This is a genomic window from Vibrio breoganii (genome assembly GCF_024346795.1).
In the GTDB taxonomy this organism is placed as follows: Bacteria; Pseudomonadota; Gammaproteobacteria; order Enterobacterales; family Vibrionaceae; genus Vibrio; species Vibrio breoganii.
This window is the reverse complement of record NZ_AP024864.1, coordinates 254,418-280,350: the sequence shown is the minus strand read 5'-3', so window position 1 is coordinate 280,350 and position 25,933 is coordinate 254,418. Positions and strand designations below refer to the sequence as shown.

Sequence of the window (25,933 nt, the reverse complement as noted above, 5' to 3'; positions counted from 1 at the left end):
CTTTCTCTTTTCTAAACCATATCAATCTGTGTGGACACTCATCGTGAATAATCATCGTATAAGGAGGTGATCCAGCCCCAGGTTCCCCTAGGGCTACCTTGTTACGACTTCACCCCAGTCATGAACCACAAAGTGGTGAGCGTCCTCCTCGAAAGGTTAAACTACCCACTTCTTTTGCAGCCCACTCCCATGGTGTGACGGGCGGTGTGTACAAGGCCCGGGAACGTATTCACCGTGACATTCTGATTCACGATTACTAGCGATTCCGACTTCATGGAGTCGAGTTGCAGACTCCAATCCGGACTACGACGCACTTTTTGGGATTCGCTCACCATCGCTGGTTGGCTGCCCTCTGTATGCGCCATTGTAGCACGTGTGTAGCCCTACTCGTAAGGGCCATGATGACTTGACGTCGTCCCCACCTTCCTCCGGTTTATCACCGGCAGTCTCCCTGGAGTTCCCACCATTACGTGCTGGCAAACAAGGATAAGGGTTGCGCTCGTTGCGGGACTTAACCCAACATTTCACAACACGAGCTGACGACAGCCATGCAGCACCTGTCTCAGAGTTCCCGAAGGCACCAAAGCATCTCTGCTAAGTTCTCTGGATGTCAAGAGTAGGTAAGGTTCTTCGCGTTGCATCGAATTAAACCACATGCTCCACCGCTTGTGCGGGCCCCCGTCAATTCATTTGAGTTTTAATCTTGCGACCGTACTCCCCAGGCGGTCTACTTAACGCGTTAGCTCCGAAAGCCACGGCTCAAGGCCACAACCTCCAAGTAGACATCGTTTACGGCGTGGACTACCAGGGTATCTAATCCTGTTTGCTCCCCACGCTTTCGCATCTGAGTGTCAGTATCTGTCCAGGGGGCCGCCTTCGCCACTGGTATTCCTTCAGATCTCTACGCATTTCACCGCTACACCTGAAATTCTACCCCCCTCTACAGTACTCTAGCCTGCCAGTTTCAAATGCGGTTCCGAGGTTGAGCCCCGGGCTTTCACATCTGACTTAACAAACCACCTGCATGCGCTTTACGCCCAGTAATTCCGATTAACGCTCGCACCCTCCGTATTACCGCGGCTGCTGGCACGGAGTTAGCCGGTGCTTCTTCTGTCGCTAACGTCAAACACTAAAGCTATTAACTCTAATGCCTTCCTCACGACTGAAAGTACTTTACAACCCGAAGGCCTTCTTCATACACGCGGCATGGCTGCATCAGGCTTGCGCCCATTGTGCAATATTCCCCACTGCTGCCTCCCGTAGGAGTCTGGACCGTGTCTCAGTTCCAGTGTGGCTGATCATCCTCTCAGACCAGCTAGGGATCGTCGCCTTGGTGAGCCATTACCTCACCAACTAGCTAATCCCACCTGGGCATATCCTGAAGCGAGAGGCCCGAAGGTCCCCCTCTTTGGTCCGTAGACGTTATGCGGTATTAGCCATCGTTTCCAATGGTTATCCCCCACATCAGGGCAATTTCCCAGGCATTACTCACCCGTCCGCCGCTCGACGCCCAACAAATCACCCGAAGGGTCAATGTTGTCGTTTCCGCTCGACTTGCATGTGTTAGGCCTGCCGCCAGCGTTCAATCTGAGCCATGATCAAACTCTTCAATTAAAGTTTTGTTGAAGCTTACGCTTCGGCTCAATGAATACTGACTTCAAAACTGTTCCTTACTCGAAAGTAAGAAGTAATTTTAAAGCTATTATCGTTCCAACAGAACGATAATGAATTGACTGTGCCAATGACTAAAAGTCATCGTTTTGGTCACTCAGTTCATTGATAAATCTTTTCGATTATCATCAACGAGTGCCCACACAGATTGATAGGTTTAAATTGTTAAAGAGCGCTGCTTTGAATGCCTTAGCACTTAAGCAGGACGCGTATAATACGCGACTGACTGTTAAAGTCAACATAAAACTCTAAATAAATTAGAACTTTATGGTGACTCGCTTCATTAGAAGCAAGTCTAAAATCAAAGCCTGGCGATGTCCTACTCTCACATGGGGAAACCCCACACTACCATCGGCGCTATTATGTTTCACTTCTGAGTTCGGCATGGAATCAGGTGGGTCCACAATGCTATGGTCGCCAAGCAAATTTTAAAATTCGGAAAGCTATTATTTAAAAGTTTGTATCACACATTCAAAGTTCTACTTTGAGTCCACAAAACCCCTTGGGTGTTGTATGGTTAAGCCTCACGGGCAATTAGTACAGGTTAGCTCAATGCCTCGCAGCACTTACACACCCTGCCTATCAACGTTCTAGTCTCGAACAACCCTTTAGGACACTTAAAGTGCCAGGGAAGACTCATCTCAGGGCTCGCTTCCCGCTTAGATGCTTTCAGCGGTTATCGATTCCGAACTTAGCTACCGGGCAATGCCATTGGCATGACAACCCGAACACCAGAGGTTCGTCCACTCCGGTCCTCTCGTACTAGGAGCAGCCCCCTTCAATCTTCCAACGCCCACGGCAGATAGGGACCGAACTGTCTCACGACGTTCTAAACCCAGCTCGCGTACCACTTTAAATGGCGAACAGCCATACCCTTGGGACCGACTTCAGCCCCAGGATGTGATGAGCCGACATCGAGGTGCCAAACACCGCCGTCGATATGAACTCTTGGGCGGTATCAGCCTGTTATCCCCGGAGTACCTTTTATCCGTTGAGCGATGGCCCTTCCATTCAGAACCACCGGATCACTATGACCTGCTTTCGCACCTGCTCGAATTGTCATTCTCGCAGTCAAGCGGGCTTATGCCATTGCACTAACCACACGATGTCCAACCGTGTTTAGCCCACCTTCGTGCTCCTCCGTTACTCTTTGGGAGGAGACCGCCCCAGTCAAACTACCCACCAGGCACTGTCCTCATCCCCGATAAGGGGACTAAGTTAGAACATCAACACTACAAGGGTGGTATTTCAAGGACGGCTCCAACGATACTGGCGTACCGTCTTCAAAGCCTCCCACCTATCCTACACATGTAGGGTCAATGTTCAGTGCCAAGCTGTAGTAAAGGTTCACGGGGTCTTTCCGTCTAGCCGCGGGTACACTGCATCTTCACAGCGATTTCAATTTCACTGAGTCTCGGGTGGAGACAGCGTGGCCATCATTACGCCATTCGTGCAGGTCGGAACTTACCCGACAAGGAATTTCGCTACCTTAGGACCGTTATAGTTACGGCCGCCGTTTACCGGGGCTTCGATCAAGAGCTTCGACCGAAGTCTAACCCCATCAATTAACCTTCCGGCACCGGGCAGGCGTCACACCGTATACGTCATCTTACGATTTTGCACAGTGCTGTGTTTTTAATAAACAGTTGCAGCCACCTGGTATCTGCGACTCCTAGTAGCTCCATCCGCAAGGGACTTCACCGCCAAGAGCGTACCTTCTCCCGAAGTTACGGTACCATTTTGCCTAGTTCCTTCACCCGAGTTCTCTCAAGCGCCTTGGTATTCTCTACCCGACCACCTGTGTCGGTTTGGGGTACGATTTCTTATAATCTGAAGCTTAGAGGCTTTTCCTGGAAGCATGGCATCAATGACTTCACTGCACGTAGCAGCTCGACATCGTATCTCAGCGTTAAGAAAGTCCGGATTTACCTAAACTTTCCGCCTACATACTTGAACCTGGACAACCATCGCCAGGCCCACCTAGCCTTCTCCGTCCCCCCATCGCAATTATAAGAAGTACGGGAATATTAACCCGTTTCCCATCGACTACGCCTTTCGGCCTCGCCTTAGGGGTCGACTTACCCTGCCCCGATTAACGTTGGACAGGAACCCTTGGTCTTCCGGCGAGGGGGTTTTTCACCCCCTTTATCGTTACTCATGTCAGCATTCGCACTTCTGATACGTCCAGCAGCCCTTACAGACCACCTTCAACCGCTTACAGAACGCTCCCCTACCCCGCATACAAAAGTATGCAGCCGCAGCTTCGGTGTATAGCTTAGCCCCGTTACATCTTCCGCGCAGGCCGACTCGACCAGTGAGCTATTACGCTTTCTTTAAATGATGGCTGCTTCTAAGCCAACATCCTGGCTGTCTGAGCCTTCCCACATCGTTTCCCACTTAGCTATACTTTGGGACCTTAGCTGGCGGTCTGGGTTGTTTCCCTCTCCACGACGGACGTTAGCACCCGCCGTGTGTCTCCCGGATAGTACTCAATGGTATTCGGAGTTTGCAAAGGGTTGGTAAGTCGGGATGACCCCCTAGCCTTAACAGTGCTCTACCCCCATTGGTATTCGTCCGAGGCGCTACCTAAATAGCTTTCGGGGAGAACCAGCTATCTCCAGGTTTGATTGGCCTTTCACCCCTAGCCACAAGTCATCCGCTAATTTTTCAACATTAGTCGGTTCGGTCCTCCAGTTGATGTTACTCAACCTTCAACCTGCCCATGGCTAGATCACCTGGTTTCGGGTCTAATTCTAGCAACTCGACGCCCAGTTAAGACTCGGTTTCCCTACGGCTCCCCTATACGGTTAACCTTGCTACTAAAATTAAGTCGCTGACCCATTATACAAAAGGTACGCAGTCACGCTTCGAGGCGCTCCTACTGCTTGTACGTACACGGTTTCAGGTTCTATTTCACTCCCCTCACAGGGGTTCTTTTCGCCTTTCCCTCACGGTACTGGTTCACTATCGGTCAGTCAGTAGTATTTAGCCTTGGAGGATGGTCCCCCCATGTTCAAACAGGATATCACGTGTCCCGCCTTACTCGTTTTCACTTAAAATGCGTTGTCGGTTACGGGGCTATCACCCTATACTGCGAGACTTTCCAGACTCTTCACCTGACGCATTAAAAGCTTAAGGGCTAATCCAATTTCGCTCGCCGCTACTTTCGGAATCTCGGTTGATTTCTCTTCCTTCGGGTACTTAGATGTTTCAGTTCCCCGAGTTTGCCTCATTAACCTATGTATTCAGTTAATGATACGTGCTTATGCACGTGGGTTTCCCCATTCAGAAATCCCAGACTCAAATGGTTATTACTACCTAATCTGGGCTTATCGCAAGTTATTACGTCTTTCATCGCCTCTGACTGCCAAGGCATCCACCGTGTACGCTTAGTCACTTAACCATACAACCCCAAAGGGTCTTGCTTAACGCAATGCAGTTGCTACGCTGCAGTATGACGTTTCCAAGGTGCGTTATCTCTTTATTATGAGCGAGATAACATTCGATTTTGCCGGACTCAAATTTGAATGCACTCTGGCAAGAGTACATTCCCAAGAACACTTGAATGTGTGTTGGTACCTACATCAATAAAGACATAGGATTTGAGAACTTTTAAATTTGATTAGTAATGAAATCACATTACTAATCGTCAGCTTTCCAAATTGTTAAAGAGCATAAAGCAAAAAGCTTTAATCAATAACCGAAGTCATTAATTAAAGCTCTATTACTTTAACTAAATTAAACCATCAATCTGTGTGGACACTCATCGTGAATAATCATCGTATAAGGAGGTGATCCAGCCCCAGGTTCCCCTAGGGCTACCTTGTTACGACTTCACCCCAGTCATGAACCACAAAGTGGTGAGCGTCCTCCCGAAGGTTAAACTACCCACTTCTTTTGCAGCCCACTCCCATGGTGTGACGGGCGGTGTGTACAAGGCCCGGGAACGTATTCACCGTGACATTCTGATTCACGATTACTAGCGATTCCGACTTCATGGAGTCGAGTTGCAGACTCCAATCCGGACTACGACGCACTTTTTGGGATTCGCTCACCATCGCTGGTTGGCTGCCCTCTGTATGCGCCATTGTAGCACGTGTGTAGCCCTACTCGTAAGGGCCATGATGACTTGACGTCGTCCCCACCTTCCTCCGGTTTATCACCGGCAGTCTCCCTGGAGTTCCCACCATTACGTGCTGGCAAACAAGGATAAGGGTTGCGCTCGTTGCGGGACTTAACCCAACATTTCACAACACGAGCTGACGACAGCCATGCAGCACCTGTCTCAGAGTTCCCGAAGGCACCAAAGCATCTCTGCTAAGTTCTCTGGATGTCAAGAGTAGGTAAGGTTCTTCGCGTTGCATCGAATTAAACCACATGCTCCACCGCTTGTGCGGGCCCCCGTCAATTCATTTGAGTTTTAATCTTGCGACCGTACTCCCCAGGCGGTCTACTTAACGCGTTAGCTCCGAAAGCCACGGCTCAAGGCCACAACCTCCAAGTAGACATCGTTTACGGCGTGGACTACCAGGGTATCTAATCCTGTTTGCTCCCCACGCTTTCGCATCTGAGTGTCAGTATCTGTCCAGGGGGCCGCCTTCGCCACTGGTATTCCTTCAGATCTCTACGCATTTCACCGCTACACCTGAAATTCTACCCCCCTCTACAGTACTCTAGCCTGCCAGTTTCAAATGCGGTTCCGAGGTTGAGCCCCGGGCTTTCACATCTGACTTAACAAACCACCTGCATGCGCTTTACGCCCAGTAATTCCGATTAACGCTCGCACCCTCCGTATTACCGCGGCTGCTGGCACGGAGTTAGCCGGTGCTTCTTCTGTCGCTAACGTCAAACACTAAAGCTATTAACTCTAATGCCTTCCTCACGACTGAAAGTACTTTACAACCCGAAGGCCTTCTTCATACACGCGGCATGGCTGCATCAGGCTTGCGCCCATTGTGCAATATTCCCCACTGCTGCCTCCCGTAGGAGTCTGGACCGTGTCTCAGTTCCAGTGTGGCTGATCATCCTCTCAGACCAGCTAGGGATCGTCGCCTTGGTGAGCCATTACCTCACCAACTAGCTAATCCCACCTGGGCATATCCTGAAGCGAGAGGCCCGAAGGTCCCCCTCTTTGGTCCGTAGACGTTATGCGGTATTAGCCATCGTTTCCAATGGTTATCCCCCACATCAGGGCAATTTCCCAGGCATTACTCACCCGTCCGCCGCTCGACGCCCAACAAATCACCCGAAGGGTCAATGTTGTCGTTTCCGCTCGACTTGCATGTGTTAGGCCTGCCGCCAGCGTTCAATCTGAGCCATGATCAAACTCTTCAATTAAAGTTTTGTTGAAGCTTTCGCTTCGGCTCAATGAATACTGACTTCAAAACTGTTCCTTACTCGAAAGTAAGAAGTAATTTTAAAGCTATTATCGTTCCAACAGAACGATAATGAATTGACTGTGCTCTTATCGGTCTTCACTTTTAAAAAAGTGAAATAAAACAGCTCAAGGCTGCACCCAATTTGATTTTGGTCACTCAGTTCATTGATAAATCTTTTCGATTATCATCAACGAGTGCCCACACAGATTGATAGGTTTAAATTGTTAAAGAGCTTGCTTATCGACGATTCCTTTTGTGAGGAACCTCTCAAAGCGGACGGCCATTCTAGCGATTTGAACCTCAGTGTCAAACACTTTTTTGAATTTATTTTCGAATCGAACTTAAACTCAAATGGTTCGGCTAGTTAGCCTACTGAACTAGTGCGAAGCGTTGTGCGCTCTGCCGTGTCAGTGAGGCGCATTATAGAGATGCTCGTCACATTGGCAAGGCTTTTTTTCAATAAATTTAAGAAAAAAGCCTTTTCGCTCGTTTTTTGAGTGAAAGGCTTATTTATCTATTTTTACCCCCTAGTTAGGTACAGGTTATCCACAGACTTATTCTAAATTGGCTAATTTCATATGCGGCAGACAATAAAAAAGAAACCGCATGAGCGGTTTCTTTTTCTGTATAGAGGGTAATAGAAGGAGGAATGACTAAAAGATTAAATTCCTGAACCGTCTTGCTCTACATTATCTTCGTGTAACCCACATTCTCTTTTAAGACCAAAGAATCGAGTATCTTGCTCCTTCATGCCCGGTTCGAACTTAGTGGTAGTATGAATATCACCAATCGAGAGATAGCCCTGCTCTTTAAGAGGGTGCTGAGGCAGTGCATGCTCCTCTATATAACTATCTACTTGTGCCGAGGTCCAATCCACTATTGGAAGAAACTTAAATACTCCATGTTGAATAGATAGAACCGGTAACCCCTGTCTAGAATCAGACTGACTTCTTCTTAATCCAGAAAACCATGTCCCCGCATTAAGATCAGATAGTGCTCTGCGCATAGGTTCTACTTTATTTAGCTGGTTATACTGAGTAATCCCCTCTACACCCTTCTCCCATAATTGGCCGAATCGCGATTCTTGCCAAGCTGGACTTAAAGAGCTTCGGTATATCTTTAGGTTGAGACCTAATAGTAGTGTTAACTCATCTATGAACTGATAGGTCTCAGGAAATAAATAGCCAGTATCCGTCAGTATCACCGGAATATTCGGTGCCTGTCTCGTTACTAGATGCAGCATCACCGCAGCTTGAGCACCGAAACTTGAAGAGAGCACTATGTTTTGTTGCAGATTTTCCAGTGCCCACGCAATTCTTTGCTCTGTGGTCATGTCCTCTAACTCAGCATTGAGTTTAGCTAACTCTAGACTCTGCTCTACCTTATTAAGTTTGACTATCTCTTTAAGGTTTGGTTTTTGCGTAAGTTCAAGCATGAAAATCCCTCTTAGATACTAAGACTTCTTCTACGATGCCATCTCTAATGGCAAAGTCCCCGAATGCTTCTTCTGGTAAACGCTCACTCGACCAACGAGCCACCAGCGAATCGATCTCTTGCAATATTTGCGCTGAACTGATGTTCTCTTTATACATCTTCGGAACACGAGTACCGGCTTTATTGCCCCCAAGGTGTAGGTTGTATCTATCTGGTGCTTTACCTACTAAGCCAATTTCGGCCAGCATAGCTCGCCCACAACCATTCGGGCACCCCGTTACACGCAATATAATGCTTTCGTCTTTGCTTATGCCGTGCTTTTCCAATATCTCTTCAACATCAGTAACAAACTGAGGGAGGAAGCGTTCTGCTTCTGCCATCGCTAATGGACAAGTAGGAAATGCCACACACGCCATTGAGTCTTTTCGTTGCTGAGACGTAGCCGGATCGAGTAGCCCACTTTCAAAGGCTATCTTTTCAATCTGTTCTTTATCTTTTGCATCTACGCCAGCCACTATTAGGTTTTGATTAGCGGTCATGCGCAAATCACCTTTGTGGATCTTGGCAATATTAGCCACGCCACTCTTTAAGGGCTTACCTGGGTAATCAAGTAATCTGCCATTTTCGATAAACAGAGTCAGATGATGCTTTCCATCAATGCCTTCTAACCAGCCAAACTTATCACCTCTATGAGTTAACTCGTAAGCTTGCACAGGCTCAAAGTTAACCGCAGCGCGCTTTTCGACTTCTTGCTTGAATACCTCTATACCCACTCGATCTAGAGTGTATTTGGTCTTGGCATTTTTTCGGTTAGAACGATTCCCCCAATCACGCTGCGTTGATACTACAGCGGCAGCAACCTCTAGCGTCTTATCAAGAGGAATATAACCAAATTCATCGGCCTTTCTTGGGTAGGTAGACGTATCACCATGTGTCATGGCAAGTCCACCGCCAACAAGAACATTAAAGCCGACCAGTTTTCCGTCTTTCGCAATCGCCACAAAGTTAAGATCGTTAGCATGCAGGTCAACATCATTATCCGGCGGTACAACTACCGTTGTCTTAAACTTACGAGGTAAATAGTTGCTACCTAGAATTGGTTCTTCATCGGTAGATTCAAGCTTTTCACCATCTAACCATATCTCTGCATACGCTCTGGTTTTTGGTAATAGATGCTCACTGATCTTTGTTGCCCACTCATAGGCTTGCTGATGCAGTTCCGTTTCCACCGGATTACTGGTACATAAGACGTTACGGTTCACATCCCCAGCTGTAGCGATTGAATCAATCCCGATCGCGTTTAGCGTTTGGTGCATCAGCTTGATATTTGGCTTGAGCACGCCGTGAAACTGAAACGTTTGACGAGTCGTAAGACGAATACTGCCGTACATAGTGCTTTCAGTGGCAAACTTATCGATGGCTAACCATTGCTTTGGGGTAATTACGCCCCCTGGCATACGAGCTCTTAGCATTACATTGTGCAGTGGCTCTAGTTTTTGCTTCGCTCGTTCATTGCGATAGTCTCTATCATCTTGTTGGTACATCCCATGAAAACGAATCAGCTGAAAGTTATCTGCATCGAACCCACCCGTAATCTCATTATCGAGGTCATTGGTAATGGTACCGCGCAAAAAGTTACTTTCTCTTTTGAGTCTTTCATTGTCAGAAAGTGGGCCTAGCTCTTCACCCAATACAACTTGCTTTTCCATTAGTACACGTCCCTTTGATATCTTTTCTGTTTACGGAGGTCTTTTAACCACTCTTCTGCGCTTTCTGGGTTTAGCCCACCTTGTTGCTGTGCGATTTCCAGTAATGTCGACTGAACATCTTTGGCCATTCGATCAGCATCGCCACAGATATAGAGATAGGCACCGTCTTGCAGCCATTGCCAAACCTGCTGTGCATTCTGCTTAAGCTTGTCTTGAACGTAGACCTTGTTTGCACCATCTCTACTAAACGCCACATCTAAGCGACTCAACAAGCCATCTTTTAGGTAGCGTTGGAATTCAAGCTGATACAGAAAGTCTTGAGTAAAGGTACGGTCACCAAAGAACAGCCAGTTTTTGCCTTCCGCTTCTCTCGCGTCACGCTCTTGCAAGAAACTTCTAAACGGCGCAATACCTGTACCAGGACCAATCATGATCACTGGAGTGTTGTCATCGGTTGGTAATTTGAAATTGTTGTTGTGTTCAATGAACACCTTGACGTCTTCACCTTCGTCAAGCGAATGTGATAAGAAACCTGAAGCACCACCTACTCTCTGTCCTTTATTGGTTTCGTACTCGACCACACCGACCGTTAGATGAACCTCTTCGTCCACTTCGGCTTGTGACGATGAGATGGAATATAGGCGAGGAGTTAGGCGTCGTAGCATAGCGATTAGCTCTGTTGCGCTAAGCTTGGTCTTTTTCTCAGCTAGCACATCCACCACTTGCGTTCGAGCAGCGTATTCTCTTAGCTTGCTTTTATCTTCGATAAGCTTGAGAAGTTTCTTACTCCCCGACTTCTCAGCATATTGAGAAACAAATTGAGGATTAGAAGCGGTCACTTCAAAGTATTCTACGAGCGCTTGTTTTATGGATAGGGTTTCGCCATCAATCTCCACTTGCTCGTCTTTATCTATAGACGCGATTGCTAAGATAGAGTCCACCAGTTGAAGATCATTCTTATACCAAACACCTAGCGCATCACCGGGTTGGTAAGTAATACCCGATTCTTCCAAATCAATTTCGATATGTCTGACATCTTTTGTTGAGTCACGACCGGTAATTTTTTGGTTGGTTAGCAGAGTAGCGGTATATGGGCTTTGCTTAGTGTACTGAGATTGGCTTGCAGACACAGGCAATTGAACCACTGCACTTTGCGTCCCTACAGAGTTTTCTTTGAATAGCTCAGCCACTTTATTGAGTGCTTGTGATTGCCACGCGGCAACGGGAGACTCGTAATCCACATCACAATCGATTCTATCTAGAAAGGCGGTCGCCCCTAGCTTGCTTAGTGCAGCGTCAAAGTCTTTGCCCGTCTGGCAGAAGAACTCATAGCTAGAATCCCCTAGCCCTACAACCGCGTATTGCAACTTGTCTAACTTGGGTGCTTTCTTGGAGGTTAGATAATCATAAAACTCAATGGCATTGTCTGGGACTTCTCCCTCACCATTGGTAGAAGCTACGATCACTACGTGCGTTTCATTTTTTAAATTCTTTAGTTTGTAGTCTGCGGCATCATAAAGCTTGGCTTGATAACCATCCTCTACCACCTTGGCATGCAATTGCTTAGCGACACCTTTAGCATTGCCCGTTTGCGAGGCAAAGATGATAGAAAGCTGAGAAGCTGTCGCTACAGCTGGTGCTGTATCTGGAACAGAAGCTAAAGAATGGTTTTGGCTGATGCCATAGAAATAGCCACTAACCCAAGCCAACTGCTGTGGCGATAATTCGGCGGCGGCCTGTTTTAGTTGATTGGCTTGATTATCACTCAACGGAGTAGCAAAGCCAGAAAAATCCTTAAGCAACATGGTCACGTTATCCCTGTATATTACGTGACCATAAGATTACCTACTATTTGTAATAGCAATAAAGAATAAAGGGGTATGTTTAATAATCAAAAGGAATGAAAAAGAGTTTTACCTACAAGGCTTCCACTCTCACTTGGCTAAATCCAACCGCCATTGCGCTCTTAGAAGCAGAGTCTAAGTCATTGTAATAGCGCTGTTCTCCTTGGGGATCAGTAAGAGCAAGTATTCCTCCATGACTGTCTCTAAACTCAACCACCCACAAGCCATCTTGATCTGCTTGTTCTACGATTGCTTCTACCAAACGCTCAGAACGATATAACACACGAAGTTCATTGATTGTCATATAAAAGCTTGCTCCTGTTTAACTCTACTAAGGATGGACCAAACCCGTGAAAATGCGAATTGAGAACTGCTATCAATTACAAAGCTATAGGCAATAAAAAGCCCATCCGAGGATGGGCTTTATCATTTTGTTTAATTCTTTAGAAAGCGACCTGTCCACCGACAAACCAACCGTCGACAAAGCCATAGGCTTTGCTATCAAACTCTTTAAAGGTGTAGTCCATTACGCGATAGCCACCGCGCATAACCAAATCGACCGAATCTAGATCGAAGGTGTACTGCAAGCCACCGGTTAGATCTGCAGATTTAATATCGGATGTCTCACCAAAATCAAACTCACCAATAACCGCTAGATTTGTATTAGGCACGGCAATTAATGCATTGGCATACCAGTTAAAGATGATGCCATCAAAGTCACCACTTTTACCTGTATCGGTATCTTCATAGAAACTATTGCGATAGTCAGTCAGAGTAAAGCCAAGATCCAACTCAAGATTTTCAGTTCTCAAAGGTCGATAGTAGAAGGTGTAATCGAACTTATCATGAGCAATGTATTGGGTATCTAACGCCGTATAGCGGATTCTAAAGTTAGGCAGATAAGGCACATCGTGTTCGATTTGCGCGGCTAAAACCGGAATTTCGTCATCTTCTTGACGAGTTTCTCTGATCTTCGTGCTACCCCAGAACATGTCTGCAGTAACCTTACCATGAACACCTGGCTCAGCGACTTTTGCCTGCGCCGACCAAGAACTTGCTAATGCACTGGCTCCTACGACCGCAATTAAAGTGCATTTGTTCATTTTCCACTCCCAAGAAAACTAAAATCGTTACTTTATGAGCAGATACTAGCATACATACACCTTAGTTAAATCAATAACTAACATCATGAACATGCACTTGTACGCTTAAGCACCCAGTAGATCACAACGGCAAGTAAAATATAGGGCAAGAACTTAAGCGCCGCTCCCAGTAAACCTAATACTAGACTGAAGGCAAACACGACGAAAAATGCCATCAATAGGCCAAAGAAAGTCAGGCCAGTAAAGAAAAATACGCCAAAGAACATCAACAACATAAGTAGCTCAAACATAGACACTCTCCAACTACAGGTTAATAGGTCGGGGTAACATCGCACATTAACCCCATTACTACACTTATAAAGCAAGTACCTTGCCAATCATGCACGGCGCATTAAACCATTGATTAAATACAATAAAAAAGGCCCACACCAAAAGTGAAGGCCCTTTTAAGAATTGAATTTAGTAAAAATAACTAGTTAATGGTGAGTTTTACACACCTAGCTCTTTAGGGATTTTAGCTAATGCAGCCTCAACCACTTCAATACCCGAACCCGGTTTGTGTGCATTTTCACTAATATAACGTCGCCATTGGCGTGCACCTGGCATGCTTTGGAACAAACCTAGCATGTGACGAGTGATATGCCCTAGGTAAGCACCTTCAGATAGTTGCTGCTCTATGTATGGGTACATAAGTTCAACCACTTCGCTACGCTTAATGACTGGCTTGTCTTGACCAAAGATGCGCTGATCTACCTCTGCCAATAAATAGGGATTTTGATAAGCCTCTCGACCAATCATCACGCCATCAAGGTGCTCAAGATGTTCTAACGTTTCTTCTAGGGTTTTCACGCCGCCGTTAACCGCAATATCTAAATGTGGGAAGTCTTTCTTAATCTGATAAGCGCGAGGGTAATCCAATGGTGGGATCTCGCGGTTCTCTTTCGGGCTCAATCCACTCAGCCACGCTTTACGCGCGTGAATAGTAAAGTGCTCACAGCCACCCTTCTCATTGACTATAGATACAAAGTCAGTCAAAAACTCATACGAGTCTTGATCGTCGATACCAATACGCGTTTTCACCGTTACTGGGATATCAACGACCGATTTCATTTCAGCAATACAATCGGCTACCAATTGTGGTTCAGCCATAAGGCAAGCACCAAACTTACCGTTTTGAACTCGGTCTGATGGGCAGCCAACGTTGAGGTTCACTTCATCATAGCCACGCTCCTGTGCCAGTTTTGCACAGTGAGCGAGGTCTTTCGCGTTTGAACCGCCAAGCTGCAGAGCAATAGGATGCTCCTGTTCACTGAAGCGTAGAAAGTCACCCTTACCATGAATAATCGCGCCCGTTGTTATCATCTCGGTATACAATAGAGTGTTTTGCGACAGCAACCTGTGAAAGTATCGACAGTGACGATCCGTCCAATCGAGCATTGGTGCTACTGAGAATCGAGATGGTGCGAACATATTTCAAAAACCCTTACAATTTAGTGAGTTACAGTTAATACCACATAGGGGCATTGCTATATATTTCATCCGATTTCAGCCTATTTTGACACTAGGGGACATATCGGGGGACAAATGAGGGACATTAACTGTCCCCCAAACGAGTATTCAAGGAGCGGATTATAGCGATCAGTCGCTAGTGCTTCAATGATCACGAGAGACATAAAGGTAGAGCACCTCTTCATCAACAGATAAGAGGTTCTTATGGCTACAATTCACATCGAGAAAATTAAACGCAATTCAGGGATCAAGTATAAAGCGCGCGTTAGAGCAACACGTAATAACAGACGAGTATTTGAAAAATCAAAAACATTTACCAAGAAAACTGATGCCACCAAATGGGCAAAAGATATCGTTAAAGAGCTAGATGAGCAGGGTATTCCTTCTCTTGATGCCCCTAAGAGAAGCATCTCAATTGGTGACCTCATCACCCTCTACCTAAATGACCGAATTACTTCCAAAGATCTTGGACGTTCCAAAGCGGCTGTCTTGAGGCGGTTGCGTAGTTATGACATTGCTTTGGTGCAAGCAGATCAGCTTAGTGCCAACCATTTAGTTCGGCATTGCCGAGAACGTTTGCAAGAACCGACAGCACCACTGGCACAGACTGTCTACCAAGATATTACATACCTGCGTAGTGTCATTAATGTTGCAGGGCCAATGTTTGGATTTTTAGCCAACATACACGCCCACAACGAAGCAATACCGACTCTCGTTCAGTACGGATTGATTGGCCGCAGTAATCAACGAGATCGTCGACCAACGAAAGAAGAATTGATACTGGCTGAAGAAGGCTTACATAAACGTCAGAGCCATCGAGCATCACATATACCTTTAGTCGATATCTTCCACATGTCGATTCTAACTTGCATGAGGCTTGGAGAGATTACCCGTGTCACTTGGGACGATTTGAACCTTAAAGACGGCACGTTGACCATTCGAGACCGTAAAGATCCTAGAAGGAAGAAAGGTAATCATTGCACGATTCCGTTATTCCCTGAAGCAATAGAGATCATCAGACGGCAAGCTAAAACCGATGAGTGTATCTTCCCGTATAAAGCAACCTCCGTCGGTGCTGCATGGCAACGGATGTGTCGAGAGCAGAAGATCAAGGATTTGCATTATCACGATCTCCGTGCTGAAGGCGCATGCCAACTGTTTGAACGGGGGTTGAACATTGTAGAAATATCCAAGATCACGGGACACAGGGACATCAATGTCCTGAATAATATCTACCTTCGCTTGGGAGTTGGTGACCTTCACAGCCGATAAACAATCTCCATAAGCCTGCCACAATGGCAGGCTTATTGTGATGTGCTTCACAAATTGATTTTAATATTCAAAAAATTTAAATATTTAACTTCTCGCAAAATACCGAACGTAAGTGTGTGAATCACTTCAATTCTGAACCTCCAAATAAATCATTCATTGAACTTAAGTGCGTGAAGTAATTGAAAGCGCTAGCTTTTTTACTTTTACAAATCATACGGTTAGAGTCACTCCAACAGCCTAAAACGGCACTTACTTGGAGATGGATTAATGCCATCAGTAGTTACAGAAAAAACTACCCCCCAGAACTCTGACTGTACTAAGACCAGTGTGCGAGCACGATCTAACAAAGATGACCAGTTTAAAGGTCAAAAGAAGCGAACCTTTAAAAATCCTGCAAAAGCTAACGCTTTCAAAAAAAAGCTCGTTGCTCAATTTGCGAAAGGAGATTTTAGTTTCTTCTCCCAAACGCAAAAACATCTATCTATGTCTGATGTTATCAATGCGTGCATCAGTAGCCCTCTTTTTATTGATTTGAAAGCTGAGAGTGCATCACTACTGAAACGAATTGCTCGTACTTCTTTTGGCAATGCTCCCGCCGACCAACTAGAAGCCTATCACTGGTTTAATTTAGCTAAAGATATGCACGTAACATGGGGAAACAAGCCTCAAACCGTTGCACATAACCTGTCAGTGCTGCGCTCAACCCTGCAAAACTGCAAAACAATACTGCGACTGGAAGTTGAACTCGGTGGCTATGCCGATGCTATAGCGACAGCAAGACGTAAAGGCTATATCTCTCGCACTGAGGAAAGAACTCGTCGCCCGACAGAAGGTGAGTTAAATGCAATTGCAAAAGAACTTAAAAAACAGAGTCTCAATTCTCGCCACACAATACAGATGCTAGATATTGTCGAGTTTGCACTAGAAACAGCAGCACGACGTGGAGAGATTTGTAGTGAAAAGATCTGTTGGGGGAACTGGAATGCTGAAAATCGCACCCTGACAATCACAAACCGCAAAACTCCTATAAGAGGCCAGAAGATAACTTCAACTTTTGAGTTGTCTCCTGAAGCGATTGAAATTATTAAACGACAACCTCGCGGTAAAGATAGTGATCCTATTTTCCCCTACAACGCTGGTTCGGTAAGTGCCGCTTGGCAAAGAACAATGAAAAAGCTTGAGATCAAAGACCTGCACTTTCATGACCTTCGGGCAGAGGCGCTATGCCGTCTATACGACGCAAAATGGACTCTACCTGCGATCTCAAAGATCTCAGGTCATCGTGATTTGAACATCCTAAACAACATCTATTTGCGATTCTACCCGACACAACCAAGTCGTTTAGTCGCTTAATTCTTAAATTTAAACCCACTTTAATCCTATCCCCAAGTAGTTGGGGAGGGATCACTATTACCTACAGAATGAGAATACCAATTAATATGAGTACACAATCAAAAGTAAAATATGGTTCTTTAGAGTTCTCTATCGGTTCGGATGGCTTCGACAACATCCAGTCTTGGCTTGTAAAAAGTTTCTTCTCTAAATCATCATTTGGCGTTATTTACGGTAAATCAGGTTCGCGAAAATCTTTTATAGCAGTAGAACTAAGTTGCTCCATTGCTACAGGCACACCTTGGCAAAATAAAACTGTTGCGACTGGTGCGGTAGTGTATGTAGCAGCCGAAGGGCAAACAGGTATGGCTCAACGTATCAAAGCATGGGAAATAGCAAATGGGCAGAAGGTAGAACACCTTTATCTGTTAGGCCAAAGCTTGCTTCTATCTGATACCTCTGCCAGAAGTAGTTTAATTCAATCTATTCGTGATATTGAAAACAAGCATGGAGTTAAAGTTCAGTTAGTCGTCCTTGATACACTCGCTCGCAACTTTGAAGGAGATGAGAACAGCTCGGATGCTATGGGCAAATTTATCCGTGGCTGCGATATAGTAAAAGATATTGCCGACACTACTATCTTATGTGTTCACCACTGTGGTAAAGACACTTCAAAGGGTGTTCGAGGAAGCTCTGCTCTTATTGGTGCGTGCGATTTTGAGTTTAAGGTTACACACAACGCCACGACTAACCTTACAACACTCAGTAACACCAAACAGAAAGACGCCGAAGCTGCACCAGATTTTGTCTTTGATTTTCAAGCCGTAGCGCTCGGCACCTTTTGTGACGAAAATAAGCCTATTACATCTTTAGCATTAACAGCACCAGCAACAATTGAACGCGAAAAAACTAACGAGAACAATCCTACCTTAAAAGCCCTACAAGAAGAATTTAAGGGGCGATGTACAAGAGATAAGTTGCGAATGGCTTGCTTCCCTCCTCAAGATAATGTGAAAGCGAATACGACCAACCAACAATTCAAACGCTCTTTGACTAGTTTGCAAGATGAAGGGTTGATTGTCATTCATCAAAAAGGTGCAAAGGCACACGCGAGTGACGAGATTACAGTGGCACATCAATATGAGCTGCCGCTTTAATAGCAGTTATCCCTTTCCTCAATGACAAATGACGCACTTATACAAGTGCGTCATTTGTCATTGAGGAAAGGGATAATAAAATGGTTTTGATGTTAGGTGGTCAAGCCACTTTCAAATAACTAACATCACTGAGAACAGATTTAACTGCTTCAGCTAATACGGCAGCTAATTGGCATGGTACGGCATTTCCAATCTGCCGATACATTGCGCTTTGCGATCCTGTAAGTATATAGTTACTAGGAAAACTCTGTATAGCAAGCGCTTCATCTACTGTAATACGTCTCAACCTAGATGGGGCCAACCCCGACTTTACCGCACCTCCAGAAACCAAGTGTTCATGGTAGGCACCTACATAGCTCGCAGTACCGTTAAAAATCTCATCCTCATCCACAATGGGAGTTTTATTTCCCCCCATAGAAGCAGGCAAAGTCAAGGCAAGTCCATTTGAATCAATTGGCCTACCAGCACCATTAAATAGCATGCCAGCATAAGCTGACTTTCTCAAAACAGGCTTCTTGGCATAGGTTATTATGGCTGAACAAACTTTAGAGTTACCTTCGCTCCCAGCACGCCCTAGTCGCCTGATTAAATCTCCAACGGACTCAGGCACACACTCCCTTGAAGACAACTCACGCTTCAAAACTTGTTCAAGTTGCTCACTGCTCAATTTCGTCAGTTGCTTTTTAACACCTACAATGAACATTCTTTCACGAGCTTGCGGCACACCATAATGAGAAGCATTTAATACCAGCATTGCCGTCACGTAACCGTAACTTTCTGCACGTCTTAAAAACTCTTCTCTTACGCCAGTCCAACGAGAGTTAACCGCTAAAGCTTTGACATTCTCGCATACAAAAGCAGACGGTTTCGTCAGCTTGACTGCATCTAAGTATGTCCATAATAGTTGGCTACGTTCGTCTTCTGGATCCATTTTACCTGCAACTGAAAAACCTTGGCAGGGCGGGCCTCCAAAAAGCAAATCTACGCCTTTGTGTCGAAACAGCTCATCAAAATAATCTCTCAGATCCCCACAACAACTACTAATTTTGTGGTTCAAGTCATAAGTTTTACAGGCTACGGGATCAATATCGTTAGCAAAAAGGACATCGAAACCAGACTTTTCAAACCCTACATCCATTCCACCAGCACCACTGAACAGTGAAATAGCGGAAAACTTATCATTCATAAAACTCAACCACCTGATTAATCAATAACTTCGCACAGCCTGATGTGACTCATAGTCCGTAGTCTTAAAGTCTACAGAAACATATCATGCAATACATGCGTGATTATACCAAAAAAGATCCAAAAGTTCAGTTCGGTCGCCAGCTCAGGCGCCTCAGAGTTTCCAAGGGTCTATCCCAAGAAGCTTTAGCACTTGCCGCAGGCCTAGACCGTACCTATGTGAGCGGTTGTGAACGAGGCACCAGAAACATTGGCCTAGAGAACATAATTAAGTTGGCCGAAGCACTAAGCATTTGCCCATCAGTGTTTTTTCTATCAAGTGAGGAAGAATGATAGATACTAACTATAGAAGATTGTTGAGAACTTTACTTTTGCCCATAAACCTGAAGCTTGAAGAGACATGCGTGGAAGCTTTAAGGGATGATTTGCTTAATACGTTGGGTGGTAACTTTGAAGAACATGAACTTTGGCTTCTGGGTCAGATAGATTGTTGGCAAGAGGATAATAAACCACCACCAGCTCTGAAGAAACTGGTTTGTCACCTACTTGAAGTAGGTAATTATGACTACAAAACTGAAATAAGTACAACATACTTCGCGTGTCATGGTGATCTAATCAAGACCCACTTATTTAGCCACAGCTCTGCATCCTCGTACCTAAGTAACTTATTGCTCATTGCTCGACTTGCTGACGAAGATAAAATGTCATCTGCACAAATATCAGTAATTATGAATGCAATGAATCCCTCTATTAATTTTGAAAGACGATCGTTACAGCCCATAATTGCCAAGATGAAGATAAGTGCAGGCTCTAGCTTTGGTAAAAAAGAGATAGATGAGCTTTGGGAAATGGACAAAAGTTCAATAGAAGATGCTTTTGGAGACTTAGGCTTAACTGGATGCATAGATAAAGTAACAGAGATTGCATCAAGCCTTGGTTATAAAAAAGATCTCAGCTATCAACTCGAAGTTCTTGCAAACCAAAATGATACTCCAGAAAAGTACACTCCATATATACAGATTCTCCACTATCAGTGCTCGATTTTAGAATATTATGATCATCTAGTTAAAGACTTTTATGAGTTTAGTCCTCGTGGTCAAGCATGCACCAGATTACTAGATAAATATCCGAACTCAATAAAAAATGCCAGTAACCCTTTCTTGAACAACGCTAAATCAGTTGCTCTCGTAGATTCGTCATGGGCAGCATCCAAAAAGAATAAGGAGTATGAAGGCGCGTTAGTTCTTTTCCATATTCTATCTGAATTAGACAAGCTAGGTTATGCGGCCCGGAAGGAGCTTGCTCAATGGTTAAGATACTTCATACACCGCTTCCTCGACCTAGCCGAGCCTCTTGGAAATCCTCTCCCAAACCAACTTAATGAAAATAAGTTTAATAAAGCTCTAGAAGCACTACTTCAAATGAATAGTGGAACCAAGGGCATAATTGAGCAGAGAATTGTTGATGCACTGTGCCTAGCAAGTTATCAGAAAGATTGGAAAAGCCGGGGAATTGGGGATGCCGTAAACACTTCAAATTTGAGTAAGAAAAAGCTCGGAGATTGTGACTTTCAGAAATTTGATTCTAAAGAAGTACATGCCTACGAAGCGCATGGTGGAAACTTGTCTCAAGGTTATTTGGATGAGCACATGAGAACACTTCCAAAATTACTAAAGCCACGACTGAACGAATGGCAGAGCTTTTCGGATGTGTCTGATTGGAAAGTTACCATTTGGTTTATTGCCCATGAATTCTCCGCAATAGTCCCTGATAAAGTGAATATCTCAGGTGTTGATGTTGAAGTGAAGTTTTTATCATTTACAAAGTTTGCGACGCAGGTAGGTGTAGAACATGCACTACCTTTCCTCAAAAGCCACCTCATAGAGCCACTTTCCAAAAGTACGACACCAGCTTTCGTAAGACGGGCATTTATGGCAATTTATAATTCCTAAAGTTACACACAAATAGGTATGCCGATAAAACAAGCGCAGCCGTCGTACCTAAAGAAAACAGAGAGCACCGCAAAGCGGAGATGTTCTCTGTTTTCAAAAAAGACTTATATGCCGTACTTAGGTACTGCACCAACTACTAGTTTTGCAAGCAACTGCAATACTTCTCTTACTTTCTCATCTCGCTGTTGAATAAGCAGATTTAAATTAGCTATCTTGACTTCGATTGACTCTCCGTCAGAGACTAAATCCAGATTATATGCATGCTCAGCAAGCTCGGTAACTCGCATTATCCATGCAAGGTTTTGTCGGTCTTCCTCGCAATTCTTATCAGTAATGAAACCTGCAAGGCGAGCTTTTTCAATAACTAGCTCAGCTACTGATGTAGCTTCAAACTGTTCAAGTTCGTAGGCATAAGCAAAAAGTTTTTCAGGTGGTATAGGTCTATCCATAATGTTTATTCTAAGCATAAAGTCTTTTTTTACGATCTGCAAAAGTGAACCTCTATAGAATAGCAAAGGGAGTTGAGAGGGCCTCCCTCTCACCAGTGGCCAACAAGGAGCGAAGCGGGTTGTCCTATCTGGAACCACCTATGAATATGTATGGTTACAGCCCAGTAGTTTGTACAAGTTAAGGTAAAAGTCTAAAATTTAAATAAACATCCAACATGCTAAAAAACTGGACTGTAATTACCCAACCCGTTCGCTTCTGTAGTGATGGAATCATGATACGCGAACGCTACCTGCAAAGCCTGACGCACGCCAACCACAGACATACCCAACGTATCGTTTCTATTTTTGGTAGTGCGGACACATCTAACCGCATAGCGCTAGCTGGCGAAGAATTTAGGCTGAATCAACAGATGTATAACCGTCGTGGCGGTCGCCCACTTTCGAGCTACGCGGTCGAATACTGCCTCACTCTACCCAAAGGCTACCGCCCCACGAAACAACAATGGCAATCTGTGCTTAAGGATTGCAGCCTAGCCCTCGCAAAATTATGCAAACTTAACAAATCAGAATTTGCACAATATCGCCAACAGATTCGCGCGGTTCTGCACCAACAAGATCAGAAAGGCAAAAAAGGTAGCGGTGATCACATCCACTTGGTTATTGGGAAGATCGTTGGCAAACGAGTTCTGAAGGAACTTCAGCAAAAGAAAGCCACTAAATTAATCAAGCAAGCTTTCAATCATGCTGTTTTAAAACATGTCGGGGTAGATCATAGAAGCTATGAACAGATTGAAGCTGAAAAAGGTAGGAGGCTCTCAACTTGGCAATATCAGTATGAGAAAGCTAATCAAGCGTTAGAAATACAAAAGCTTATATCGAAGATGCACCATCAATTTGAACGGTGGTTAAAAGCAAAAGAAGAGAACAATGCTCGACAGCAACATCGTCAAAAAAATCGATTACTAAAAACTTACGAAGCGTTGGAATCAAGACAATTATCGTCTTTACAACAAGAGCAGTTAATTAAAATAAAACAAAAAATAAAATAGAACTTATGCCTTATTACAACGGAAAATGGCACCGATATTCTGAAGCTGAAAGGCGTGAATATGGCCGCCAACAAAAAGAAAATTCTCGCCAAGTTTGGCATCAAAAATGGATATCAAAAACTGGGTTGAAGCAAGAAAGAAACTGGACTGACAGTATGATTAAACAGTTTCTTTCAGGAAAAGAAGAAAGTGCTGGGAAGATCAATGCTTACAAAATAACTATTATAGCAAGAGTGGAAAAAACGAAAAAGTTTCAAGCTGCGATGGAACAACGTGTAGCTCGACAAAAGAAAAGAGCCGCCTAATATAAAGCCCGTCAAGTGACGGGCTAATTCGTCCTACAACCTAAGCCTGCATGCGAAGCCAGTCGCATTGAGACTCTGTAGCTACACGCTCTACGTAAGCGACAAGGTGGTTAAAATCGACTAACCACGGGGCTTTCTGAGAGTCACCTAAACGAATTACAGGAAAAGGAAGGTCATTGATGCGTGCTTTCCGTTTCGCTGTGCTTGCTGTCAGCCCGAGATAAGTTGTCGCAACCACTTCCAACGGAATAAGAGGCTCGTTGCTATGTTTGGCTGCCAAAAGCGATTGAGTGGAAATGGAATTCAAAGTGACGCTCATCGATGCTCCTAATTTATTATCGTCGGTCATACTACGACACGCTCTATCAATAATATTTAGCTGCACTTTTTCACGCCCATAAAGCATTTTTTTTGAATTTTTCAGAAAGGGAGATAGTATGGGTAAGACGGTGCTTTTATTTTTATGACGAGTAACAGTCCCCTAACCATCCCCTCAACTTCTCAAAGCAGATGTAACACACTGTTTTTGTAGGCCAAACCAGCTCAGTGCTACCAATCGAGCATCGGAGCGATAGAGAGTCTAGAAGATGGGTACATAAGGTTCAGTCCGCGAATAAAAATGAGGGCGTATTCTACATCCTGTCTATAAAATAGACCAGTTTATTACAGACATAAAAAAGACCAGCACTAAGGCTGGCCTTATATAAGGGTAGATAAATTACGCTTTGTATTGTTTAAACGCGTTGATCAGACCGTTAGTAGAGCTATCGTGAGAATCTACTGCTGAGTCGTCAGCTAGCTCAGGAAGGATTTGGTTTGCTAGTTGTTTGCCTAGTTCCACGCCCCACTGATCAAAGGTAAAGATGTTCCAAATAACACCTTGAACAAAGATCTTGTGCTCGTACATTGCGATTAGGTTACCCAGCGTGCGCGGAGTAATTTGCTTCACAAGGATAGAGTTTGTTGGACGGTTGCCTTCAAATACCTTAAATGGTGCTAGTTCAGCCACTTCTTGCGCTGATTTACCTGCAGCAACAAGCTCTGCTTCAACCACTTCACGAGACTTACCAAACGCCAATGCTTCAGTTTGAGCAAAGAAGTTAGACATTAGTTTCTGATGATGGTCGCCCGTTGGGTTGTGGCTGATTGCTGGTGCGATGAAATCACACGGAATCAGTTTAGTACCTTGGTGGATCAACTGGTAGAACGCGTGTTGACCGTTAGTACCTGGTTCACCCCAAATGATTGGGCCTGTTTGGTAATCAACAGCATCACCGTTACGGTCTGTGTACTTACCGTTTGATTCCATGTTGCCTTGCTGGAAGTAAGCAGCAAAACGGTGCATGTACTGGTCGTATGGAAGAATCGTCTCAGACTCTGCACCGTGGAAGTTGTTGTACCAAATACCGATAAGCGCAAGAATCGTTGGAATGTTGTTCTCAAGATCCGTTGACTTAAAGTGGTTATCCATCTCGTGAGCACCAGCAAGTAGCTCAACGAAGTTGTCGTAGCCTACACCTAGTGCAATAGAAAGACCGATTGCAGACCATAGAGAGTAACGACCACCAACCCAGTCCCAGAACTCAAACATGTTGTCAGTATCAATACCGAACTCAGACACTGCTTGGCCATTGGTAGAAAGCGCAGCGAAGTGTTTAGCGACGTGTGCTTCATCCTGTGCTTCAGCAAGGAACCAGTCACGCGCACTGTGTGCGTTGGTCATTGTTTCTTGAGTCGTAAACGTCTTAGAAGCCACCAAGAACAATGTTGTTTCTGGGTTCACTTTCTTAAGCGTTTCAGCGATGTGTGTACCATCAACGTTAGAAACGAAGTGTAGGTTTAGGTGATTCTTGTATGGTGCTAGTGCTTCAGTCACCATGAATGGACCTAGGTCAGAGCCACCGATACCGATATTCACTACGTCAGTGATTGCTTTGCCCGTATAGCCTTTCCACTCACCACCAATAACGCGGTCAGTGAAAGATTTAATCTTTTCAAGTACAGCATTAACTGCTGGCATTACATCTTCGCCATTAACAACAACAGGAGTGTTGCTACGGTTACGAAGTGCAGTGTGAAGAACAGAGCGTCCTTCAGTTTTGTTGATAGTCTCGCCAGAGAACATTGCGTCGATCGCAGACTTTAGCTCTGTTTGTTTCGCAAGATCAAACAGGTGCTTCATGGTTTCGTCGTTAACTAGGTTCTTTGAGTAGTCAACTAAGATGTCGTCGCCGAAGTTTTTAGAGAAGTTATCAAAACGCTCTGAGTCTTGTGCAAAGAGATCTTTCATCTCCATATCTTGAGCTGATTCAAAGTGAGCTGTTAAAGCTTTCCAAGCATCGGTGTGCGTCGGATTGATGTTTTTCAACATTGTGAGTTCCCATTATTTCTAATTTTAAGTTTTGCTTAACAAAGAGCAGCCTGAGCGACTCTATTGTTAAACTCCCCTGATACTGGTTTTAGTGACCGTGCATTGTTTCGCACCACCACTTTTATAATTTGTTCTAATGTACCGTGTTCTGCGGCTGATTTGGGATTATCACTGATGCGTTTCACGCAGTTGTTGACTTAGTTCACAGTTTAG

At 44.8% G+C, this 25,933-nt stretch carries 18 protein-coding genes and 4 rRNA genes; 7 read left to right on the top strand and 15 right to left on the bottom strand.

Translation table 11 applies throughout. The features are described from left to right. Window positions 1-59: 59 nt before the first annotated feature. From OCU35_RS01375 to dusA, 11 genes are all read right to left on the bottom strand, one after another. A 16S ribosomal RNA gene (locus tag OCU35_RS01375) occupies window positions 60-1,614 on the bottom strand. Between the two features lie 363 nt (window positions 1,615-1,977). Beyond that, a 5S ribosomal RNA gene (gene rrf, locus OCU35_RS01370) occupies window positions 1,978-2,093 on the bottom strand. Between the two features lie 91 nt (window positions 2,094-2,184). Next, window positions 2,185-5,074, bottom strand: a 23S ribosomal RNA gene (locus OCU35_RS01365). A 381-nt stretch (window positions 5,075-5,455) separates the two neighbouring features. Beyond that, window positions 5,456-7,008, bottom strand: a 16S ribosomal RNA gene (locus OCU35_RS01360). Together the 16S, 23S and 5S rRNA genes form the textbook arrangement of a ribosomal RNA operon. A 702-nt stretch (window positions 7,009-7,710) precedes the next feature. Beyond that, the gene (locus OCU35_RS01355; RefSeq protein ID WP_017027490.1) at window positions 7,711-8,484 is read right to left on the bottom strand and encodes a phosphoadenylyl-sulfate reductase; all 774 of its coding nucleotides are present in this window, start codon (window positions 8,482-8,484) and stop codon (window positions 7,711-7,713) included. Then, window positions 8,477-10,192, bottom strand: coding sequence for an assimilatory sulfite reductase (NADPH) hemoprotein subunit (cysI, locus tag OCU35_RS01350; protein ID WP_261825528.1), 1,716 nt, complete (start codon window positions 10,190-10,192; stop codon window positions 8,477-8,479). Before cysI ends, OCU35_RS01355 begins: the two co-directional genes overlap by 8 nt. Then, window positions 10,192-11,997, bottom strand: coding sequence for an assimilatory sulfite reductase (NADPH) flavoprotein subunit (locus OCU35_RS01345; RefSeq protein ID WP_261825527.1), 1,806 nt, complete (start codon window positions 11,995-11,997; stop codon window positions 10,192-10,194). Before OCU35_RS01345 ends, cysI begins: the two co-directional genes overlap by 1 nt. Before the next feature lie 112 nt (window positions 11,998-12,109). Continuing rightward, window positions 12,110-12,340, bottom strand: coding sequence for a hypothetical protein (locus OCU35_RS01340; protein ID WP_017027493.1), 231 nt, complete (start codon window positions 12,338-12,340; stop codon window positions 12,110-12,112). 139 nt (window positions 12,341-12,479) lie between these two features. Then, the gene (locus OCU35_RS01335) at window positions 12,480-13,139 is read right to left on the bottom strand and encodes a TIGR04219 family outer membrane beta-barrel protein (protein WP_261825526.1); all 660 of its coding nucleotides are present in this window, start codon (window positions 13,137-13,139) and stop codon (window positions 12,480-12,482) included. Window positions 13,140-13,222: 83 nt separating this feature from the next. Further along, window positions 13,223-13,429, bottom strand: coding sequence for an envelope stress response protein PspG (locus OCU35_RS01330; protein ID WP_017027495.1), 207 nt, complete (start codon window positions 13,427-13,429; stop codon window positions 13,223-13,225). Between the two features lie 199 nt (window positions 13,430-13,628). Continuing rightward, entirely contained in the window at window positions 13,629-14,609 is a 981-nt protein-coding gene (dusA, locus tag OCU35_RS01325; RefSeq protein ID WP_261825525.1) for a tRNA dihydrouridine(20/20a) synthase DusA, read from the bottom strand. A gap of 243 nt (window positions 14,610-14,852) precedes the next feature. Here dusA and OCU35_RS01320 point away from each other — a divergent pair, with 243 nt between their 5' ends. The 3 genes from OCU35_RS01320 to OCU35_RS01310 all read left to right on the top strand — a co-directional run bounded on the left by OCU35_RS01320 (window position 14,853) and on the right by OCU35_RS01310 (window position 18,409). Continuing rightward, window positions 14,853-15,920 carry a site-specific integrase gene (locus tag OCU35_RS01320; protein ID WP_261825524.1) on the top strand — a complete coding sequence of 356 codons (1,068 nt, stop codon included), beginning with the start codon at window positions 14,853-14,855 and terminating at the stop codon, window positions 15,918-15,920. 267 nt (window positions 15,921-16,187) lie between these two features. Then, window positions 16,188-17,273, top strand: coding sequence for a site-specific integrase (locus OCU35_RS01315; protein WP_261825523.1), 1,086 nt, complete (start codon window positions 16,188-16,190; stop codon window positions 17,271-17,273). A gap of 86 nt (window positions 17,274-17,359) precedes the next feature. After that, a complete protein-coding gene (locus OCU35_RS01310; protein ID WP_261825522.1) occupies window positions 17,360-18,409 on the top strand; it encodes a helicase RepA family protein in 1,050 nt (349 codons plus the stop codon). Between the two features lie 100 nt (window positions 18,410-18,509). Here OCU35_RS01310 and OCU35_RS01305 read toward each other — a convergent pair whose 3' ends face one another. After that, on the bottom strand, window positions 18,510-19,595 hold the full coding sequence (locus OCU35_RS01305) for a DNA cytosine methyltransferase (RefSeq protein WP_261825521.1): 1,086 nt from the start codon (window positions 19,593-19,595) through the stop codon (window positions 18,510-18,512). 86 nt (window positions 19,596-19,681) lie between these two features. On the opposite strand from OCU35_RS01305, the gene OCU35_RS01300 reads away from it, so the two are divergent. Beyond that, window positions 19,682-19,927: a helix-turn-helix domain-containing protein gene (locus OCU35_RS01300; protein WP_290242337.1), complete on the top strand. Its 246-nt coding sequence runs from the start codon at window positions 19,682-19,684 to the stop codon at window positions 19,925-19,927. After that, window positions 19,924-21,546 carry a hypothetical protein gene (locus tag OCU35_RS01295; RefSeq protein ID WP_261825520.1) on the top strand — a complete coding sequence of 541 codons (1,623 nt, stop codon included), beginning with the start codon at window positions 19,924-19,926 and terminating at the stop codon, window positions 21,544-21,546. The genes OCU35_RS01300 and OCU35_RS01295 overlap by 4 nt, the downstream gene beginning before the upstream one ends. A gap of 104 nt (window positions 21,547-21,650) precedes the next feature. Here OCU35_RS01295 and OCU35_RS01290 read toward each other — a convergent pair whose 3' ends face one another. Continuing rightward, window positions 21,651-22,037, bottom strand: a complete 387-nt coding sequence (locus tag OCU35_RS01290) for a hypothetical protein (RefSeq protein ID WP_261825519.1) — start codon at window positions 22,035-22,037, stop codon at window positions 21,651-21,653. 173 nt (window positions 22,038-22,210) lie between these two features. Between OCU35_RS01290 and OCU35_RS01285 the strand changes: the two genes are divergently transcribed. Both OCU35_RS01285 and OCU35_RS01280 read left to right on the top strand, forming a co-directional pair. Continuing rightward, window positions 22,211-23,044 carry a hypothetical protein gene (locus tag OCU35_RS01285; protein ID WP_261825518.1) on the top strand — a complete coding sequence of 278 codons (834 nt, stop codon included), beginning with the start codon at window positions 22,211-22,213 and terminating at the stop codon, window positions 23,042-23,044. Window positions 23,045-23,049: 5 nt separating this feature from the next. Continuing rightward, window positions 23,050-23,349, top strand: a complete 300-nt coding sequence (locus tag OCU35_RS01280) for a hypothetical protein (protein ID WP_261825517.1) — start codon at window positions 23,050-23,052, stop codon at window positions 23,347-23,349. Window positions 23,350-23,389: 40 nt separating this feature from the next. On the opposite strand, the gene OCU35_RS01275 is transcribed toward OCU35_RS01280, so the two are convergent. Both OCU35_RS01275 and pgi read right to left on the bottom strand, forming a co-directional pair. Then, a complete protein-coding gene (locus OCU35_RS01275) occupies window positions 23,390-23,668 on the bottom strand; it encodes a pyocin activator PrtN family protein (RefSeq protein WP_261825516.1) in 279 nt (92 codons plus the stop codon). Window positions 23,669-24,067: 399 nt separating this feature from the next. Beyond that, window positions 24,068-25,720 carry a glucose-6-phosphate isomerase gene (gene pgi / locus OCU35_RS01270; protein ID WP_017027497.1) on the bottom strand — a complete coding sequence of 551 codons (1,653 nt, stop codon included), beginning with the start codon at window positions 25,718-25,720 and terminating at the stop codon, window positions 24,068-24,070. Window positions 25,721-25,933: the final 213 nt, after the last annotated feature.